This is a genomic window from Bacillus sp. FSL K6-1560 (assembly GCF_038592935.1).
GTDB lineage: Bacteria > Bacillota > Bacilli > Bacillales > Bacillaceae > Bacillus > Bacillus subtilis.
Map to the genome: position 1 here is coordinate 2,401,343 of NZ_CP151946.1, position 23,321 is coordinate 2,424,663.

A 23,321-nucleotide genomic window follows, 5' to 3' on the forward strand; every position below is an offset into this window, starting at 1 on the left:
TTATTTGAAAGTTTTCCAAAACATATCTTTTGAAGCCCCTGTGTCTGAATGCACTTTTTTCTGCACGTTTTGAGCTGATGGTTTGATTAAAACGGGCTGCCTATTTAATTCCGGTAAAGGCAGAGGTTTTCTTCTAATTGGACGCTCAGCCGAGTCTTTCCAGCCTTCTATAATGAGATGGGCGTTCGTTCCGCCATCTGCAAAACAATTAATTGCCGCAGCCGGCGTTGTCTCCTTCCACTCGGCTTGCGATCTGCTGAAATACAAATCTGTTTTTTCTATATCAAAATACGGCATATTTTCATTACCTGACAGGAACGGAACCAATTGTCTATGCTTCAGCATTAAAGCTACTTTAATCAGGCTCGCAATCCCCTCTGCACATAATGGATGGCCGATGTTAGGTTTCACCGATCCCAGCCCTAACGGAGCCTTTGATTCAGAACGGTAAATGGACTGGATTGCCTTTAATTCAAGTAAATCTGTTACTGCCGACCCCGATCCGTTCGCTTCGAGATAGCTGATCTCTTCAGTCTTTTTGCCGCTTTTTTCAAGCGCTGACAGCATGACGTCCTTTTGTGCCTCGAGATTCGGAGATGATGGGCCAGCCGTTCTTCCGTCATTATTAATCGCAGCGGCTTTAATGACTGCATATATGGAATCTCCGTCTTCAACCGCTTGGCTGACGGTTTTGACGAGAACCATGCCCACGCCTTCTCCTAAAATGACACCGTCTGCCCGCTTATCAAAAATATGGAATGACGGTTTGTCACATAAAAGTCCGCGCTCATAAAACATTCGATGCGCATCAGCATCAAGCAAACTGACGCCGCCTACAACCGCTGCCTCAATATCTCCGCTTCGCAGAGCCTGAATGGCCATATTCAGCCCCACCAGCGCAGAGGAACAAGCTGTATCCAGGACAATACTCGGTCCCTTCAAGTCAAAAAATTGTGAAATGTTAGCTGCTAAATAGTTTTGTCCGCCAGCGACTATCGGATTTCTTGCTTTTGAAAGACTGACCGGATCAGGCTTGTGCTGGCTGCGGCCTCCTATATAAACACCAGCCCTCATGCCTTTCACTTCTTTCTCTGTATAACCGGCGTGATACCACAGCTTCAAGCTTTCCTCCAATACAGCCAAAGCTTGAGGGTCCATCGCTCTGACATCGTTTTCGGACATCATGAAGAAATCATGATCAAATTGGTTCATTTCATCAATGAGGCCCGCGTAATTTGAGCTGGAGTTCCCGAATCGTTCAGGCGGAACAGGCACAATCGCAGACCGTCCATCACGTATTAGTTCCCAGTATTCCTCTAGGGTTTCTGCTCCTGGGAACCTGCAACTAAGACCGATGATAGCGATGTCCTCAGCAAGAAGTGCCGTTTTTTCATGGCTTATCTGTTGCGGCCGCTGTTCTGGCACCAGCTTCTGTTTCATTGCTGATTGCGGCTTGAGAGGTGTCTGTTTCTCAGGAACAGATGGCTGTAAAACAGCTGATATGTCATATTTCGAAATGAGCCAGTGTGCAAAGGATTCTATTGTCGGGTATTCAAACAAAATTGACGGATCAATATCTCCATTTAATTGTTGGTTCATCTGCTGTACCAGCTGGGCCAATATAATCGAGTCGATTCCGTATTCTTGGAAAGGTTCATCCGTTTCAAAGTCTTCTGCAGCTATTTTCAGTTCATCTGAAAAAAGAGTTACGAGCCAGTCGACTGTTTCAGGGAACAGGCTGCGAGTGCCGGTTTGCTCTTTCGTCTCAGGATGCGAGAGAGCTTCGACAGGCAGTGACGGCTTCATTAGCTTATCCGGCTTCCAAACGTTTGTATCTGGTACTGCCGGCAGCACGACAGCATACTGTCTGTCTGATAGAATCTGGTCAAGCAGCTGTAATCCCTCGTCGTTTGTCAAACTGATCAATCCAGTTTGTTCTAAAGCTTTGCTTCGAACCTCGCCTAAACCGGTCTCCTTCCAGTTAGGCCACTGAATGCTTACAATGGGACATTTATCTTGATGAGCCTCCGCAAAATAATCCATAAAAGCATTTGCCATCGCGTAATCAGCTTGTCCTGCTGCTAGTGCAGGGATGGCCGCTGATACTGATGAAAACAAGGTGAAAAACGCCAATGGTTCATCCTGAAGCAGGTCAAACAACGTTTGCAGACCTTCAACTTTCGGTTCAAGCACCTGTCCGATCTCTTCTAGTGATTTTCTGATAAAAGCCGGGTTTTGTTTGTTCACCATCCCGGCACAATGGATGACTCCGCCAATCGCCCCCATTGTTTCGTGTATTGTCTTCTGGCTCTGTTCGACAGCAACCCTGTCTGTGAGATCCAGAGACAGCACCTGAACTTGCGCACCCATGTCTTCTAGCTCTTGAACGGCTTTTATTTTCTCGGCAAACGAGGCCATTTTTACCGAATTCCACTGGTCACGCGGCGGAAGCTCTTCACGGCCGATAAGGACCAGCCGCTTAACGCCGTATGTTTTCACAAAATGCCGCGCACACAGCAAGCCGAGACCTCTTGTCCCGCCTGTAATAAGCAGGACTTTGTCTGTTGAAAACGATACTTGCTTATGACTAAGAGCGGCTTCTGCTGGCTGCTCTGCCAAATATGCGCGATATCGCTGACCGTTTCGATAACAGACTTCTGCTTCTGTGCTCTTGGCATAAAACTCCGCTGCAATCAGTCCGGCCAGCTCCTCATGAGAGGCTTCGCATTCCATATCTGCATGTCTTGAAGTAAGGTGGCTGTACTCGCTTTGAAGCATGCGGTATAAACCGGCCCGCGAAGCACCAGACAAATGAACAGCGTCATTTGCATAGGCCTCCAGCCCCTTTGTTACACCCAAGATCGTCAAATGATGCTTGCTTGTACGTCCTTGCTCGATCAGCTTTTGGAGCCAGTTTATCCAGCCCAAAGACTGCTCGTGGCTCGTTCCGCATCCGATCAGATCGATTGCTCCAGCAACGTGTTCATAGTAAGCAGCAGATACCCGCTCCAGCTCTTGACTGTCAAATATACGGTATTTCGAGAAATACGTCGAAAGCTCTTCCGCTAATGCCATTGTCTCCTCATTTGCCAAAATGGCGACGGTTTGATTCGTCATTTCTGCCGGTTCAATCGGACAAGGCTGCCACTGTTTACGCAGAAAGCAGCGCTTTGGCATCAGTTCGGATTGAGGCAGAGCTGTAGCAATGGTTTCGGGTTCACCTTCTTGAGTTGGCAGCCAGTAATACTCTTCCGCGAACGGATAAGCAGGCAGGCTGATTCGGCGAGGCGTGTATTCCCCATAAAGCTTGTTCCAATCTATCTGCAGCCCTTTCACCCATAGCTCTGCTACTTTCTCCAGCCTTTTTTTCTCTATCCATGTTTGCAGCAATGCTTTGGCATCATGATCCGTTTCAAACAGCTTGATTTCGCTCTTCTTCGTTTTCACGTGAGCAGCAAATATGCTGCCGTTCGGCATTTCAGCCAAATAATCATCTAAAGCTTTGATCAGCATTTCTCTCGAATCCGCCAAAAACGCCATGCGATAATCCATTGCTTCCCGGCCCGTCTGAAGTGTGTATGCCATATCCTCCAGATCGATATCTTCATTGGAAGTTACGAAATCTTTCATTGCTTCCGCATAGGCCTTCAATTGCTTCTCTTTTTTCGCTGAGAGTACAAATAATGCTGAGCGGTGCTGCTTTGTTAATCGATCGTTCCTCTTGTCAGGCTGATATTCCTCTATCACAATATGGGCATTCGTTCCGCTATATCCGAAGGAGCTCACACATGCTCTCCGCGGTTTTCCATCACCCGTTTCCCAAGGCTTAAGCTCCGTATTAACGTATAAAGGAGAATGCTCAAATTCAAAATGCTCATTCGGTGTCGTGAAGTTCAATGTCGGCACAAGTGTTTTATGATTCATGCACAATAACACTTTTTGAACCCCGGCTACTCCTGCCGCCGCGGATGTATGGCCAATATTGCTTTTGACGGAACCGATTGCGCAAAACTGCTTTTTGTCTGTTTTTTCTTGAAATACGGTGGCCAGAGCTTCTAATTCAATTGGATCGCCTTGTTTTGTTCCTGTGCCGTGCATCTCGACATAACTGATACTCTCAGGATGTATACCGTATGTTTCATATATGTCTCTTTCCAGATCCATTTGGCTTTTCGCACTCGGTGCCGTGATTCCGTTTGTTTTCCCGTCCTGATTAATACCCGAGCCAATGATAATGCCATAAATATGGTCACGGTCCGCTTCCGCATCTTTCAGCCTTTTCAGAACCAGCGCACCCGCACCCTCGCCGGGCACAAAACCATTCGCGCTATTGTCAAATGCTTTACATTGTCCATCAGGTGAAAGCATGCCGGCCTCACACATACTCATGTAAGATTCCGGCGTCAGGTATAAGCTGACCCCGCCGACCAGCGCCATATCAATTTCTTTGTTTATAAGTGCCTGGCGCGCTAAATGTGTGCCGACCAATGAAGATGAACATGCGGTATCAATAGGAATCGCTGGCCCTTTTAAATTAAGAAAATACGGAATACGCGCCGCAGCGATCGCAAAGCTGTTCCCGGTGGCATTTGCTCTTGCCTGCCGATTCAGCATAACTCCATATTCATTGCTCATAATCCCAAGATAAACGCCGCATTTTTTCTCATTTAATGTTCGGGCATTATATCCGGCATCCTCAAAGGCTTTATAGCCTTCCTGCAAAAAGATTCGATGCTGCGGGTCCATCAGTTCCGCTTCTGACGGCGGAATATTAAAAAACAACGGATCAAAATGTTCAATATCATCCAGCATCCCCATTGATTTGCAGTAGACTTTCCCTTTTTTGTTGAGGACAGGATCATAGTATTTGTCTACATCCCACCGTGATGTTGGAATGTCCCGAATGGCATTTCTCGCATGAACCAGGTTATCCCAGTACTCTCTTACATTACGAGCGCCCGGGTATCTTCCCGACATCCCGACAATCGCTATCGCATCCTCCGGGCGGTCTTGATGAACAGGAACCGTTTTCTTCACATGTTCTTTCTTTTTTGGATGTTGAACAGGCTGAAGGGGCCGTTCTGCCGGCTTTGGATTAGATGATGCTGCTGGCTTTTGCTGGGCTGCTTCGAAAGAGTCAGTATGCTCTATCTTTCTATCAAGATGAGTTCCAAGCTCGGACTTTAGCATTTCGGCAAAATCACCTATCGTTGGATAATCATATACTCTGGTTACCGTAAAAGACGTTCCGTATTGCTTGTTCACCGCTTTTATCCATTCGAGTCCGGTAATCGAGTCCATTCCGATATCTATGAACGCTTCGTCAATATCCACCTCGTATGGCTCCATGTATAACACGTCTGCTATGCTTTCCCTCAAGTTTTCATGCAGCGTTTCAATTGCTACAGTATATTGTCTTGATGCAGATATTTCTGCCGCTGCATATTGAATCGTTTCTTCAGCTTCCTCTTGCACTGGCTGATGATGTTCTAACGGCTGCAGAGATATATTAGCCGGTTTAGCAGCAGGTACCGCTGTTTTTTGTCTGATCGGCGTGTACGTCTCCGTTTGTTTTTTCTCCCCAGCTTGTGTGCTTAACTCGTGTGCTAAGTAAACAGCGAAATCACGTGTTGTCGGATAATCATATACCTTTGTGACATTTAGTGATGTGCCATACTGTTTATTTATTGCTTTTATCCATTCGAGCCCGGTAATCGAGTCCATACCGATATCTATGAATGCTTCGTCTGGATCAATCTCGTTTTGGTCCATGTACAGCACTTCCGCTAAGCCCGCTGTCAGTTCATCGCACAAGGCTTCCGCCGTGATCGTCTCTGTTTCTGTATCTGATGGAACACGCTCTAAACGATCCTGATTGGTCATTAAAGGCTGTAACGTAATATTGGCAGGCTTGCCGCTGGCTTCTCTGGCTACAGACGGCTTTGGAAGGACGGGCTGTACCGGAGCGAATGGCTCCTCCGTTCTTTTTTCCTCAGCCATTGCATGTACGTCTATCCAATAGCGATCTCTTGCGAAAGGATAGACAGGTAAACTGATGCGCCGCGGTTTTTGATCCTGATATAGCGTGCTCCAGTCGATGCGCAAACCTCTTACCCATAGGTCTAAAACCTTCGCATATTTGCCTTTTTGCAGCCATGCCTCAATTGTTTTTGACATATCCTCATCAGCAGCAAAAGCAGCAATGGCTTCTTTGTTGCTCTTTACTTGTCCGCGATAGACATATTCACGATTTTCTGTTCCGGAGATACATTCATACAGCTTTTCTTCAAGCTCCTGCATCGTTTCCGCAACGAACGCCAGCCGTTCGTTCATCGCTTCCCGGCCGACTTGCAGCGTATAGGCAATTCGGTGTAAATCTGCTTCAACATATGTTTGTTCACGAATGGCATGCAGCAATCGCTTCGCGCGTTTCTGAAGTCTTTCCTCATTTTTTGCTGAGAGCACAATGACAGCCGGCTGTTTCCTCGCTGGTAAACGTTCCTCCACAGGTTCCGGAGCATACTCTTCTATTAAAATATGGGCGTTCACACCCCCGGCACCAAATGAAGAGACTCCTGCGATTCTCGGTAATTCGATGTCTTTGCCATTGACACTGATGATCGGCCTCCTCCACTCTTCTAGCTCTTGCTGTACTTTAAACGGCGAGTTAAGGAAATCAATATTCGGGTTCAGCACGTTTGAATGCAGGGAAGGCGCAAGCTGCCTGTATTTCATTTGGAGCAATACCTTCGTTACTCCTGCAATACCTGCCGCACTCTCACAGTGCCCGATATTTGATTTGGCTGACCCTATTGCACAAAATTGTTTGTCATCGGTTTCTTGCGTAAACACTTTGGACAGCCCTGTGATTTCAATAGGATCACCGAGAGAGGTTCCCGTGCCGTGGGCTTCGATGTAACTGACTGTCCGCGGATCAACCTTCGCTTCCACAAACGCCTTTTTGATGACATCTGCTTGGGCATTCGGATTGGGCACTGAGTACCCGTTTGTTTTTCCCCCGTGGTTGATGGCTGTCCCCTTAATGATTCCATAAATGTGATCACCATCTTCAACTGCTTTAGACAATGGCTTCAAAAGCACTGCTCCAACGCCTTCCCCCGGCACATAGCCGTCTCCGCCCTGTCCGAAGCTTTCACATCGGCCTTTGCTGGACATAAATTTGTTCTGCCCGAGCATCAAATATTTATTTGGATGGATTGACACATTCACGCCGCCCGCGAATGCCGCCTCACACTCTCCGCGCTGCAGGCTTTGGCAGGCCAAGTGGATAGCCGTTAAAGAAGAAGAACACATGGTGTCTAATGCAATACTCGGTCCGTGAAAATCAAAATAATAAGATACCCGGTTCGCGATGGATGATGGATTTCCCGTTAAAGCCAGAGACCTTCCCCGCACCTGCTCTTGTGCCCCGTACAGCTGATATTCTTCGTACATGACACCGACGTAAACACCGACGCTTCCGCCAAGCTCAGCATCACGCTTACGGCCGAGGTGCTCTCTTGTATAGCCTGCGTCTTCCATCGTTTCATACACGCACTGCAAAAATAAACGCTCTTGCGGGTCCATTAATTTTGCCTCACGCGGCGAAATATGGAAAAACTGCGGGTCAAACTTGTCTACATCCTTCATGAAGCCGCCCCACTTGCTGTAGGTTTTTCCAGGCTTGTCTTTATCTTCGTCATAATAAAGACTGTGATCCCAGCGGTCTGCAGGAATTTCCGTAATACAGTCTCGCCCGTCCCTCAGGTTTTCCCATAATTCATCAATGTTGTCTGCCTGCGGATAGCGACCTGAGATACCGATGATCGCAATTTCTTCCGTTTCCTTCTCTCTTACCTGCTTCTGCTCTTTATCTTGCAAAGGAAGAAATCCAGACTTTCTTGGGATAACTGGGATTTCTTGTTTTTCAGGTTCTGATTTTCTTTCAACAGAAGGTTTTCCCGTTTCAAATCCCAAGATGTCCAGCAGTTTTTCTCTGCGGGAATCAATAAAATACCGGGTTAATGACCGAATATCCTGGTATTCAAAGAACAGCGTCTTGGACAAAGATCCGAATACTTTTTCTAATTGACCCGTTACATGCATGATCATGATAGAATCGATCCCGTAATCCTCGAGAGGAGCTTCAGCATCAATCTGGCCAGCTGGCAGCTTAATCACCGAAGAAAGCACCTGTTTAAAATAGTTCTCCGCTTTTTCTCTTAGTATCTCTTCATCAATTTCCCCGATGATGTCTGCTTTTTCTGCCTCCTGATTGAGACTGCTTTTTTTGATATTGTGAGATTGGCCTTTGCCATGTCCCGTTTCATGTAAAAATGCACGAATCCGATCAGTAACACCGGAAGCAACTAACACTTGCGGGTTCCCTGACGTCCAGCCATGATATAGCGCCTGAATCCCACGATCTGTTTCCATGGCCACCATGCCTGTTTCTCTTTTCAGCATCCTTGCAGTTTCCGCATCAATTTGCATGCCCCCGTCTTTCCACAGCGGCCAGCACACTGAAAGAGTTTTTCCGTAACGCTTGTGCAGCTCTGCTTGGCCATTGCGATATTCGCTGAATGCATTCATAAATGCATTGGCCATTGCGTAATCAGCCTGTCCCGCGCTTCCTACTACTCCGGCACCTGAGGAAAAAAGGATAAAGAAATCGAGCGGAATATCTTTCGTTGCTTCGTCAAGGTGAATCAGTCCTGCTACCTTTGGAGCAAGAACGGTTTGAACCTCTTCTTTCTTTTTCTTTATAATGAAATTATCTTTTATTAAACCGGCGCTGTGAATGATGCCATCTAAGTCTCCATAAACGTTTTGGGTTTCTTTTAATAAGGCATCAACCGTTTGTTTGTCAGCCAGATCAGCTTGTCTGTAAATCGCTTGGATGCCAAGTTTCTGTAAGGCTTTAAGCTTCTTCTTCTTCCTTTCATCAAGCGGAGAGCGTCCTGTCAGGATCACAACCGCATCATTCGTTTGGTTTGCAATTTCAGTTGCAAAGATGAATCCAAGACCGCCCGCACCGCCTGTGATCAGATACACGCCTTTATCCTTCCATGGCATGTCAGCACTTAGGTGCTCACCAGACACTTCTTTCCACTTGCTTACAAATCGCTTCCCTTGCCAGTGGCGGATATGCGTGTCACGCGGATAGCGTCTGTTTTCCTCCAATATTTCGAATAGGTCACCAGCTGACATCCCGGTTTCTATTTCGATCAACTGTCCTGTCAGTTTTGGATTTTCCAGTTCAGCCGTTTTGAGCAATCCAGTTAAGCCGCTTAATAGCTGAGGCTCGTCCAACGCAGGCACCGCCACTTGAATGAATGTATGTCCTCCTGTTTTTGAGTGCATTAGCTGTTTGATTTCTTCAAATAACTGTATGGCATAACCTTCAAACCGTTCATCAATTGTCTCTGTATCATGCTGCAGAACTGTACAGTCAAGATGATTTTGGAGGCTTTCCATTTGTTCTCCAACATCACAGACAACGATTTTATGTGTGTCGTACTCTATGAGCTCTTGCCTCTCTGCAGCACGTTCTTCCCAAATATGTTCGAACAATAGCGTGTCAGTCGCTTCAGAAGGACCTTCTTGATCTGTTTCTAACACTCTTGCAGAATAGCCCGTCAATCGCACGCAAACCTGCCCCTCTTCATTGCATAAATCGATATCAAGCTTCTGCATACGATCCCCAGCTGTACTGCCCTCGCTATATGTGATCCGCGCCCACATAGATGCCTCGCAGCCTTTGAAGATGTGGACATCCTGTATGGCAAAAGGCAGCATTGCCTTTCTGTCTTCTAAACTCGTAGCTCCTCCCAGCCTCAAACCGATAGATGCTTGAAATGCCGAATCTATCATGCTCGGATGCAGAATATAATGGTCTTCTGTATCAGAGATTACAGGAGGCATCGTCAATTTCACTAGAACTCCGTTTTCGCCGGCATATAGGCTGTCGATCGCTCTGTGGCTGTCACCATAATGAATACCCATTTCTGTATAAGCCTCGTAGCAATCAAAAGGTGACAGCGTCCGGCCATTATAGCCTGCCTTCAGTTCTTCAATGTTGATGACCGGATTTTCACCAGCCTCACAAAGCACTGCACTCCCTTGTCCATATACAATCGGCGACTCCTCTGCGCTTTCAGGGTCCCGACAGATTTCAAATGTAATCTCACCATTCTCCTCAGGATATAGACGTACATCTATATCTTTCTGCTGTTCCGTGACGGCGAACGGCCGGACCCAGACGATATTCCGGAGTCGGAATCCTGTCGGGAACTGATCCGCAGCTGCCCTTTCCACAGCTGCCCGAACCATCTCCAATAAAGCTGCGCCAGGTAAAACGTGTTCGCCCTTTATGACATGATCCTTCAAGAAAAATTCACGTCCTGTAAACGCTGAACGGAAGCGGACACCCGATATGTCGGACACATTTTGATGCAGGAGAGGATGCAGGATGTGTCGCTCCTCCTTTAAACGATCAGTCTTTTTCTCCGCTTTCGGCACCCAATAACGCACCCTCTCAAATGGGTAAGTCGGCAGGCTGATCCGCTTTGGTTTGTTTCCGTCGTAAAGCAGCTTCCAGTCAACCACAGATCCGTTCGCCCACTGCTCCGCAATTTGATCGAGTTTTCTTTGCTCCAGCAATTTATGTACCGATTCGGCGGGACGCGATGGTTCGCTTCCTCTTGACACGCGGCCCTTCCAGCAATGCTGAATGGTTTTTTGTCCTTCTATAAAAGCCTTCAATTGGTCGCTTAATTCTTGAATTCCGGATGCTAAGAAAGAAACCCGTTCTTCCATTGGTTCACGGCCTACCTGCAATGTATACGCCAAATCTTTAATCTGAATCCCATCATGAAGAAAATCCAAGAGACGTTTTACATATACACGGAGACGTTCTTGATTACGGGCAGAAAGCGGAATAACTGCGGATATGTCAGAATCTGAGGACAAAGAAACGTCCTGCTCCGCTGTTTGAGGAATATATTCCTCAAGGATAATATGTGCGTTTGAACCAGTTGCTCCGAAGGAACTAATACCGGCCCGCCGCGGATAAGGGACCTCTCCCCCATTCTCCTTGATAACAGGCTGCTTCCACGTTTCTGTTTCATGCTGTACATAAAATGGAGACTTTTCAAAATCAACGTAAGGATTCAGTTCTTCCGAATGCAAAGAAGGCACAAGTTTTTGATGGTGAAGCTGAAGGGCAACCTTGCTTAAACCGCTGATCCCCGCGGCGGATTCGGCGTGCCCAATGTTTGACTTTACAGAACCGATTGAACAGAACTGCCGATCCTGCGTATATTGGCGGAACGCTTTCACTAATCCCTGTATTTCGATCGGATCTCCTAAGGACGTGCCGGTTCCATGGGCTTCCACATAACTGATCGTCCGCGGGTCGATTCCCGTTTTCTCCAAGCATGTCTCAATCAGATCAGCTTGAGAAACAGGGCTCGGCACTGAAATGCCGCTTACAGTGCCCACATGATTCACAGCACTTCCTTTAATAACTGCATAAATGCGATCTCCGTCTTCCTCCGCCTGGCGCAAAGGCTTTAATAAAACCGCGCCTATACCCTCGGCAGGCACATAACCGTCCCCATCCTTTCCAAACGTACGGCAGTGTCCGTCAGTGGAAAACATATCCCAGACCCCGTATGTCATATATTTATTCGGGTGCAAAGACAGGTTCACTCCGCCTGCTAACGCAACATCGCACTCACCGTGACGTATGCTTTCCAACGCCAAGTGCACTGCGGTCAAAGAGGATGAACATACCGTATCGACAGCCATACTCGGACCGTGGAAATTACAAAAGTAAGAAACACGGTTGGCGATTTGCGCATAGTTGAGCGAAAGAGGAAACACATTTTCTGCTGATGCTTCTTCAGCTCCGACTAATGTATAATCCTTGTGCATGACACCGGCAAAAACTCCTACATGCTGCCTTTTATTTCGTCCTTTAGGCTTGGCCAACGTCTTTGGCGTATAGCCCGCATCTTCAATCGTTTCCCAGCATGTTTCTAAAAACAGCCGCTCTTGAGGGTCCATTGTCTCCGCTTCTCTTGGCGTGATTCTGAAAAATTGAGGATCGAAGCAGTCGGGATCATCAATAAATCCTCCCCATTTGGAAATGTCCTTACCCGAAGGAGATGTGATTCCTTCAAGTCGCTGCCAATCCCAGCGCGACTCAGGAATCTCGCTAACGCAGTCCTTCCCCTCTTTCAGATTGTTCCAAAATTCATGAATATTGGCTGCCTTCGGATACCTGCCCGCCAAGCCGATAATCGCAATATCGCCTGCTGCCTCAATAGGTGCAGGACGAGAAGCTTCAACAGTCTTATGGTCGTTTATGCTGTCGGAAACCCGTGCTCTTTCATTCTGGCCAAGAGAACCAGCGGCACAAAAATGCTCAGCATATTCCTCGGCAAGAAACGCTGACAGCTCCGCTATGGTGGTATGCTCAAACAGAAGAGTCGGCGAAAGACTCTCACCGATCTTATCACTGATCGTTTCTACCACCTCAAGCAAGCCCGATGAATTCAGTCCCATTTGGTAATAACCGACATGTTTTTCAACTTGTTCTACCGGCTTATTGATTTTCTCTGCGATTAATTGACTTACGAACTGTTCAGCCCCACTAAAGGAATTAACGGGAGAAGATACCATGTCAGCAGGTTTATCACGCTCAGCAGTGTCCGCTCTTGTCATATGTGTCTCCTGTGCATCTTGATGTTTTCCGCTAATCAGCTCCGCTTCTCGCACCAGTTTGCTTGTAAAGTTTTTCAACTCAGCCACTTTTTCTCCCGACGCATTAAAAAATTCAAGTGTTACATAAATCAGCTCTTTTTCCCGCCGGACGGAGGAGCGCTTAATTCTTGTCATGCAATCCGTTTGCAAAAGTGCAGAAGCTGAAAAGGATTCATAGAACAGAGGCAAATACAGCCTCTGTTCTCCTTTAAGCAAAGATGTGAGCAAATGATTGGCACCCACCCCGCTCCCGTCTATGAGAGTCGGGTGAAACATAAAGCCTTCTGCGTGAAGCATGGCTTCCGAACCGAGAGAAAGCTCAAGAAGGACGCCGTCTTCCTCTTCATAGATGCAGCCACTTGCTTTCATATATTCGCTGTGCACCAATTCCTGACGTCTGCATTGTTCATATACATCATCAAGCTGAACAACGTTCTGTGCAGATGCTTTGATTTGATTGAGATCCAGTGTTTCTTCAAATATGGCTGGGGAGTCTGCGTGCATGTCAGCCTTCATATAGAGCTTTTCTTCTGAAGCTTCTTTCCCATCACGTTTTTCAATTCCCTTGGCTGTGATTTGCCACTGTCCTTCTTTTTTCTCCGCGCATTGGATATTCAAAACAATTACTGCATCCTGTTCCGCCGTCAATGGCTGATAGATGGATAAATTCCGCAGCTGAAGCTCTGAGCAGGAGAAACCGTGTTCTCTGAATATCTGGTAGATTATATCGATATAAGCCAATCCCGGCAGGACATTTTGTCCGTAAACCACATGGTGATAAATAAACGGATTTTTTAACGATAATGTGAGTTGTTTCGTTATCTTTTTCACGTTAGACCTCCACCTCATAAGTATCCCATATGTTTGCCGCAGTCATTTTTGAAGTCTCCGCTTCCAGCTTTGGCTCGCCTGGCGAAAGCATTCGTTTCTTTAATTGAGGAGGCGATATTGGACTGCGCTTGATGGCGTGTTTTTCATCTTTTTCCCACGCCTCTACGATGACATGGGCATTCGTCCCCCCATCGGCAAAGCAGTTAATAGCCGCAGTAGGCTGCGAATCTGTCCATTTTTCCAGGGCTCGGCTGAACGTGATGTTCGCTTTCTGTTGATCGAAATGCGCCATCTCTTTTTCACCTGATAAAAATGGGACAAAGCGGCGCTCTTTCAGCATCAGCACAACCTTAATGAAGCTGGCGATCCCTTCAGCACATAGCGGATGCCCGATGTTCGGCTTGATTGAGCCAAGAGAAAGAGGCGATGAGTGCCCAGAACGGTACACTGATTGGATCGCTTTTAGCTCAAGGAGATCGGTTACGATTGAACCTGACCCGTTTGCCTCAAGGTAGCTGATGTCCTCTGGTTTTTTTCCGCTTTTGAAAAGCGCATCTTTCATGACTTCCTTTTGCGCCTCAAGATTAGGTGTTGCAGGCCCCGCCGTTCTTCCGTCATTATTGACCGAGGCCGCTTTCACGACAGCATATATGGTATCTCCGTCTTCCAGTGCCTGTTTTACGGTTTTTAGCATAACCATTCCGACGCCTTCACCTAACACAACTCCGTCAGCACGCTCATCAAACACATGGAAGGATGAATGCTTGCTTAAAATGCCGCGCCGGTCAAACAGCCTGTGAGAGGCATCTGAGCTCAGCAAGCTGACACCGCCGACTATGGCGGATTGAATATCTCCGCCACGCAGCGCCTGAATGGCCATATTCATTCCGACCAGAGCTGACGAGCATGCGGTATCAACTACAACACTCGGGCCGCGGACATCAAAAAATTGTGAAAGATTAGCTGCTAAATAATTTTGGCCGACTGTCACGATCGGATTCTTGGCATGATCAAGGCTGTCTTCATCAGGTTTGTGCTGGCTTCTGCCTCCGATATAAACACCGACGGGCTTGCCCTTTATTTCCTCAGGTGTATAACCGGCGTGATACAAGAGTTTCAGACACTCTTCCAACACGAGCAGTGCTTGCGGATCCATCGCCCTTACGTCTTCTTCGTGAAGCAAAAAGAAATCAGGATCAAAATAGCTGACGCCATCAATCACGCCGGCATAATATGGCGTCTTACAGCCCCAACGCTCTGCCGGAATCGGGCCGATTGACGAACGCCCCTCGGATAGTAACGACCAATATGATTCCAATGTATCTGCTCCAGGGAATCGGCAAGAGAGTCCGACAACGGCAATATCTTCTGCATGAGAGTCCGGTGACAAAGTCGCTGGCGCCTGCATCTGAGGTGTAAGAGCTCGATCCTCCGCAGGAACAGATACCTCCGCCTCTATTTTGTTCTCCAAAGGTGCTGATGCATCCGATATCCTGCCTCCGAATAAAGCGGACAGCCTTTCGGAATAAGAACCGATCAGCCAATCTGCGAACCTTTGAATTGTCGGGTATTCATATAGAATCGATGGATCGAGCGCTGCCTCTAATTTGCGGTTTATACGCTGGAGCACCTGTGCCAAAATGATCGAATCCACGCCATAATCCTGAAACAACCCGTCAATCTCGAAGTCTTCACGATCTATTCTCAGCTCTTCGGTAAACAGATCAACAAGCCAGGACTGTGTTTCAGATAATAATCCATCACATTTTGAAACTTCATCGGCCTCTTCAATGTCTCTGGCTGGCGGGCTCTGTAAAGCAGCTTCCTGCAAACCGCCCTCATGCGGTTTCCTCCTCTTCATCAGCAGTTCCGGCTCCCAGTTTGTTTGATTCGCCATTGCAGGGAGAACAACCGGTCCGAACATTTTCGATACAATTTGATCTAGAAAACGTAAGCCTTCTGAATTCGTAATGCTCAACAAGCCGCTTTCCCGATACGCTTGATTTGTCACTTCACCCATACCGGTTTCTTTCCAGTTCGGCCACTGAACACTGATGATCGGCACATGTTTCTGATGTGCTTCTGCAAAATAATCCATATAGCTATTGGCCATCGCATAGTCAGCTTGTCCCGCCGAAAGCTCCGGAATAATGGCTGAAACAGAAGAAAATAAGACAAAAAACTGTAAAGGCTCGTTACACACATGGCGATATAACGTTGTAAGACCTGACACCTTAGGTTCCAGCACCCGCTGAATATCATCTGAAGTTTTTCGGATAAATGCCAGCGTATCCATATCCGTCAGACCTGCACAATGAATGACACCGCCAATCGGTCCTAATGTTCGCTTGATATGTTGCAGCGTTTGCTCAACCTGAGCATCATCAGATAAAGCAAAGGACAGCATCTGCACCTGCACACCTTGTGCTTCCAGTTCCCTCACTGCCTGGATTTTCTGGGCCACTGATGTGTTCGAGGTGTCAAAACGAGCCCATTCCTCTCGCGGAGGAAGCTCCTCTCGTCCGGTCAGCACCAGCTTTTTCACTCCATAGTGCTCCGAAAAATGTCGTGCGCATAATAGCCCGATGCCTCGTGTGCCGCCTGTAATGAGAAGCACATGATCTTCCGGGAAGACCGCGTTCTGTTCCGTGGCCTTACCTGTTTCCGGATGAGTTTTTAGAAAAGCTTGATACCGTAAACCATCCCTGTAGCAAACCTCCGCATCATAAGATTCGGAATAAAACTCATCAGCGATCAACTTCGCGAGACGGCGATGATCAGTAACCTCCTCAGCATCCATATGCCTTGATATAAGATGGCTGTACTCGCATTGGAGCATTCGATACAACCCAGCTCGTGAGGCGCCAGCCATCCGGACAGATGTGTTTTGAAACGATTCGAGCCCCTTCGTCACACAAAGCAGCCTGAGCCCCTCTTTATGCCCGAATTCAACCAGTCCTTGCACCCATTCAATCCAATCCAGCCGGCCCTCATCATCTTTACTGCATCCGATGACATCCACTAGGCCGTCAAACTCTTTCCAATCAATGTCTGACTGATCATTTTCTATCCGGCTCACATCTAATAAGACATGATTCGGAAAATACGAAGACACTTCTGCTGCTAAATCTGCTGTCTCTTGATTGCTCAGGATAGCAACGGTTCTTGTCCCCGGCACTGTTAAGCCAATTGGACTCAAACTCCATTGTTTTGTCAAAAAGCATGCGGCGCGATCTTCAATCGCATTAACCAGTTCTTTTTTGTCTCTTTCTGAATGTTCCTTTGCCGGCACCCAATAGTGATCCTTCGCAAACGGATATGAAGGGAGGCTGATCAGGCGCGGTTTGGTCTCTCCGTATAATGTGTTCCACTGGATTGAGACCCCTTTGACCCATAAATCAGCAAGTTTGGCGTATTTTCTTTTTCTGATCCAAGCATCAAGTGCCAACGCCATATCTTCATCTGCTGTAAATATAGTCTGGGTCTCTTTATTTCGATGAGACTGTCCCCGGAAAAATTCGTCTGTTTCTTCATTACCGTCAACAAACGCCTGCAGTTTCTCTTCAAGTTCCTGCATCGTCCCCGCAACACACGCCAGACGCTCATCCATTTCTTCGCGCCCGACTTGCAGGGTGTAAGCGATGCGGTGCAAATCCTGATCTGTATATTTTTTATTGCGAATCGCCTCAAGCAATTGCGAAGCACGATCCATCAGCCTGCTTTTATTTTTAGCCGACAGCACCATTACGTTTGGCTGTTCTGTAGCCGTGTGTTCTGAATTGGCTTTTGGCATATATTCTTCAACCACAATATGCGCGTTTACTCCGCCAATCCCAAACGAACTGATTCCCGCACGGCGTGGAAGCTCGTTTCCGTCACGATCTGTGACAGACTTCCATTCCTGTTTTTCCTGAACGATGTAAAACGGACTGTCAGTCAGCTGAAGATAAGGGTTAAGCGTCTCGCAATGCAGGCTTTTCACTAACGTTTTATGCTTCATTTGCAAAAGCACCTTGATCAAACCGGAAATACCTGCTGCTAGCTCTAAATGACCGATATTGCTTTTAACTGAGCCAATGCCGCAACGGTGATCCGGAACATCCGGCTGGCTCTCGCCTCTCATATTGGATAGTTCCTTAAACGCGGCTTTCAGCCCATTTATTTCAATCGGATCGCCCAATTCCGTCCCTGTTCCATGTGCTTCGATATATGTGACAGTGCTTGGATCTATGCCTGCTTGGCGATATGCACGCACCAACAAATCAGCTTGTGCTTTCGGATTAGGCGATGTCAGGGTATTGGCTCTTCCGCCGTGATTTTCCGCTGTCCCCCGAATAACGCCGTAAATATGATTTCCGTCGCGCTCGGCATCTTCCAGCTTTTTCAACATGACCATTCCGACCCCTTCACCTCTGACATAGCCATTCGCATCGGCAGAGAAGGTTTTACACCTGCCGTCTTTGCTGAGCATCCCCGCCTTGCTGTAGCTAATATGCGCCTCCTCGGTTAAGATCGTATTCACGCCTCCAGCGATCGCCATCTCACAATCACCGTTTTGCATCGCAGTCACAGCACGGTGAATGGCTACAAGAGAACTGGAACAAGCCGTCTCTACTGGTTCGCTCGGACCATGAATATTTAAAAAATAACTCATTCTATTCGGGCCTACCGAAGGAATCATATGACCTGTAGCAGCATGGCCTTCAATTGGAAGATTCGCTCTATGGAATAGATCTTTATAACCGGTGTTTCCCGTACCGATAAAGATACCGGTCCCTGTACCCGAAAGGCTTTGCGGCGAGCAACCCGCATCTTCCAGTGCCTTCCACACGTATGTCATTAACAAGCGCTGCTGAGGGTCTACATAATCAGCTTCTCGCGGCGAAATACCAAAAAACAACGGATCAAACTCTGCGACACCATCAATAAACCCGCCCCATTTGATGTCGGTTTTATTGACGTCAGTGTCTGGGTTTCCATAATGCTCCCGCCAATCCCATCGATCTTTTGGAACTTCTGTGATGCTGTCTTTTCCTTCTTCTAGGTTTTCCCAAAATTCGTCTATATCCATAGCGCCAGGGAATCGGCCGCTGATGCCGACAATTGCAACCGGCTCAAAATCGGCAGCCTGCTTTTTGTTTCTTTCTGCTTTTGCAATAACAGGCTGTGTAAAGCGGCGCTTTCTACGTGATGTGATTTTCGGCGCTTCAGGGGATTTTGTCTGTAACTCTTCCTGCCCCTCTGGTTTTTCGCGCTCCTGAACCAGGGTGTCCTCATGTTCAGCAGTCAAATACTCAGCCAGGCTTTGGATGCTTCCATATTCAAAGAAAATGGTCGGCGTTAGCTCCAACTGAAATTCTTCGTTAATCTTGTTTGTAAAGACCGTAAATGTAACGGAATCAAATCCGTATTCACTCAGCTCTGTATTGACATCAATATCTTCACTATTTACTTTTAAAATTGCACTGACCATGTTGCTTAATGATGCCTCCAGGCTGTTTAAACTGTGCAATGAGTTTGTTCTTTCATCTATGCCTTTAGCAGTAGTATCTTGATTCCATTCGCCCTGATACGCAGCAACTACATATTCAGCCAGGCTTTGGACGCTACCATATTCAAAGAAAATGGTCGGTGTTAGCTCCAACTGAAATTTTTCGTTGATCTTGTTTGTAAAGACAGTGAATGTAATTGAGTCGAATCCGTACTCACTCAGCTCTGTGTTGACATCGATATCGTCAGTGTTTACTTTCAAAATTGCGCCAACCATTTGGATTAAGGCTGCTTCCAATTTTCTAGTTTGTCCTTGATCCTGATCCGCCTTTCTCTGATCGTTCCGCTCGTTCCGCTTGGCTTTCGATCCTGTGGAAAGCAGTTTTTGCTTCATTTTCTGAAGCTGTCCTTCCATCACAAAAACTTGCGGCTTATCAGATGCTATCCCCTGATAAAATGCTTTCAAGCCACTATCTGTCGGCATCGGGACCATTCCAGTCGTTTTCAGCATTCTCTTTTCATCTTCAGCGCCGACTTGCATACCGCCTTCTTCCCATAACGGCCAATTGAAGGAAATGGTGGAGCCGAATCTCTTTTTTGATGCCGCAAGAGAACGGCGGTATTCAGCAAATGCATCCATAAACGAATTGGCTGCCGCATAATCGGCTTGTCCAGCGTTTCCTAAACATCCCGAAACAGATGAGAAGAAAATGAAAAAGTCCAATGGGAAATCCTTGCTGCATTCGTCTACATGTAACAACCCGCTTACTTTTGGCTGCAATACTTCTTGAAACTCTTCATTCGTTTTATGAATGATGAAGTGATCTTTAATGCTGCCTGCACCGTGAATAATTCCATTGAGAGTGCCATATCTTTCTTTGATTTCCTCAAAAAGATGACGAACCGCATGCTGATCACTTACATCAGCCTCCCGATAGACAACCTCCGCTCCGATGCTTCGAAGAGCCTCCAGCTCGTTTTCCTTATCCTCACTTAAAACAGATCGTCCCGTCAGCACAATAGTAGACCGGCCAGTTCGATTGGCAATTTCCTTTGCAAACAGAAGGCCTAAGCTTCCTGCTCCGCCTGTGATTAGATAAACGCCTTCGTCTCTCCACGGCATGTGAAGCGTATCAGCTGAAGGAAGCACCATTTCCCTCCAGCCTTTCACAAAACGGTGTCCAGCCTCATATCGAATCTGTTTGTCAAATGGTCTCCGGCTGTCGTCTTTCAGCTTGAGGTGAAGGTCTATCATCTCTTCAGGTTTCTCAATTTCGATGACCTGAGCAGTCAGTTTGCTGAACTCTATTTCTGCTGTTTTAAACAGACCAGAAACGCCGGCAAACAATTGCTTCTCTTTTTCCAGCGGAACAATCGCTTGAATGATGATACGGCCTGCAGAAAGCTCACGGACCTTGCTTAGCAGGAGTTCAAAAATGTTCTGCGTGTAACATTGATAACGTTCATCAATATGTCCTTCAGCTTCATTCAGAGTAATCACACGGACATCTTTCATGTGGGAGGCAATGCTGTCTGTGACACTTCGTTCAGTTTCGAAGAGAACAATGATATGCTCCGTGTACGAAGGATCTTCGTCCTCTCGTTCTTCATTCGGTTTTTCCCACACCGGTTCAAGCATTAAGCGTTCGTGCCGTGATGAAGGCTTTGAAGGATGAACCTCTCCTTCTAATACTCTTGTTGAGAATCCTTTGATCCTGACACATACGCTTCCACTCTCGTCAATGACATCGATATCCGCTTTCTGGACACCCCCTCCGGAGCGGTCGCTGTCACTTAAGCGAGCATAAGCCCACATAGAAGACGAACAGCCTTTGATCACCTCAAGCTCTTCAAGCGCAAATGGCAAAATCAGCTTTTGATCCGCTAATTCCTGCATGATGCATATCGTTGCTGTCTGCAAGGCGGAGTCCATGATACTTGGGTGCAGCACAAACTGTTCATTCGTTCCAGAAACGATTTCCGGAAGCTGCAGCTGCGCCAAAACCTCTCTGTTTCCTATATTCACATTCTTAATTCCTTGAAAGGCCGGACCATGGAACATTCCTCTGCTTCTGCCTTCTTCGTAAAATTGATCAGGCGACATCTTTCCTATGCCGCAGCGGCGTGAAATTTCAGCGAGATCTGCGACCGGTGTTTCGGCGGCAGATGCCAGCTCCGCGCTGCCTTGACTATGAATAACAGGGTCGTCCCCGTCTTCCTGTGTACTATAAATGTCAAAGGTGATTTTTCCATCTTCTTCAGGAAAGAGACTGATATCCACTTGAGCTGAATGTCTGTCAACCACAACAGGCTGAACCCAGACTGTATGATTCAATCTGATTCTGACATCTTGGCCAATTTCACTTCCTGCCGCCTGGTTTATAGCCGCGTACGCCATTTCAAGGTACGCAACACCAGGAAGCACAGGCTTTCCTCTTACTACATGGTCTCTCAGGAAAAATTCGTCACCAGTGAAAACCGAACTGAATTTCTGTTCAGAAAAATCAGATGTATTCTGATGAAGCAATGGATGAATAGAGCCGATCCCTGTCTGATTTCCGGATATCTGCGCCACCGGTTTGCGGTCATCCAGCGACGGCCAGTATCGTTCCTTTGCAAATGGATAAGTCGGCAGACTCATTCTGTTTGGGCGCTCACCCTTGTAAAGCTGCATCCAATCTATATGTGCTCCCTTGCTCCACATTTCTGCAAGCTTGTTTACCTTTCCTTTGGCCATCCACTTACGTATGAGTTCAGCGCTGTCCTCATCCTCCGTCAGCCATGAAACCTCTCTGGCATTGTGCTTACTTCCTTGAAAACAGCCTTCAATCGCTGTTTTTCCATTGATAAAATCTGTGAGCCTCTGTTTTAACTCATTTATATGATCGGCAATAAAGACAACGCGATGCTCCATCGCTTCGCGCCCCACCTGAAGGGTATACGCAAAATCAGGCAGATGGCTGTTCTCAAGCCCTCTTCTTTCCAAATAGGCCAGAATGTCTTCGGCATACTCTTGCAGCCTCTCTTTATTTTTCGCCGAGATCGGGACGATGCAAGTCCCGTCTATCTTTCTCTTATTAGAATCCCTTTTGAATTGTTCAAAAATAGCATGGGTATTTGTCCCGCCAAGCCCGAACGAGCTAAGTGCAGCCCTGTGCGTTTTGATCTCACGGCTTAACGTTTTCTTTTGATCGACGACGTAAAAAGGAGAGCTGGCTAAGTCTGTATTTGGATTCGGCTCCTTATAATTGATACTCGGTGCAAGCTCTTGATGATAAAGACTCATCACGACTTTAATGCAGCCCGCAAGACCGGCGGCTGTATCTAAATGTCCGATATTAGTTTTCACCGACCCAATGCCGCAAAATTGCGTTTTATTTGTATATTGCCTGTAAACGTTTGTTAAAGCCGCCAGCTCGATCGGGTCCCCCAGCTTCGTTCCGGTTCCGTGTGCTTCTACATAGCAGATGGATTCAGGCTGTATCTTCGTTTGATTCATGACCTGTTGAACCACGTCAGCCTGGCCTTTAACGCTTGGAGCATAAAAGCCGACTTTGTCAGCGCCGTCGTTATTTACACCAATGCCTCTCAGCAAGGCATAGATATGATCCCCGTCCTTTACTGCATCAGCTGCTTTTTTCAGCAATACAACAGCAACGCCCTCACCGCCTATCATTCCGTCAGCTGAAGCGTCAAAAGCTTTAATATGTCCATCACTCGAAAAGTTCAGCCCCGGCTGATGCACATATCCGATATTTGACTCAGTATGCAGCGTTGCCCCGCCAACTAAAGCATAATCAGATTCACCCGACAGCAGGCTTTTATAGGCAGAATGCAATCCAATCAGAGATGATGAGCAGTTGGCATGAACGAAATAGCTTGGCCCTCTCAGCCCGAGCTTATGAGAAATCATTGTCGGAATCGTCCCGCTCTGTGCAAGCACCCACGAAACATAGCCGTCCGGCGTCTCCAGGCTCTCTGTTGTATCTGACGGTAACAGCGCGCGATAAGAATTATTGCTTGCCGACATAAAAACACTGGTTTGCGGAATCTGTCCCGCAGCATAACCGGCATCTTCTATTGCTTTCCATGAATGAGTCAGCAGCATCCGAAGCTGAGGGTCCATAAATTCAGCGTCTTTAGGAGAGATTTGAAAGAAGCTTGGATCAAATCTGTCTTTCCCCTCAATTGAAGCTTTAGCCGGGACATAGTCGGCATTCTCCGCTATCTCC

At 47.1% G+C, this 23,321-nt stretch carries 2 protein-coding genes (1 of these 2 cut by a window edge); both read right to left on the minus strand.

Annotation, left to right across the window (positions count from 1 at the left end):
- Positions 1-13,617 carry a polyketide synthase PksL gene (pksL, locus tag NYE22_RS13065; RefSeq protein WP_342411901.1) on the minus strand — a complete coding sequence of 4,539 codons (13,617 nt, stop codon included), beginning with the start codon at positions 13,615-13,617 and terminating at the stop codon, positions 1-3.
- Positions 13,601-23,321 carry the 3' portion of a polyketide synthase PksJ gene (gene pksJ, locus NYE22_RS13070; RefSeq protein ID WP_342411902.1) on the minus strand. The gene runs 5,420 nt beyond the window's last position, so only the last 9,721 of its 15,141 coding nucleotides appear in the window; its start codon lies beyond the right edge, outside the window; it ends in the stop codon at positions 13,601-13,603. Before pksJ ends, pksL begins: the two co-directional genes overlap by 17 nt.

Coding starts and splice junctions, on each gene's coding strand:
- pksL (WP_342411901.1), bottom strand. CDS start 13,617: ATGAGGTGGAGGTCTAACGTGAAAAAGATAACGAAACAACTCACATTA.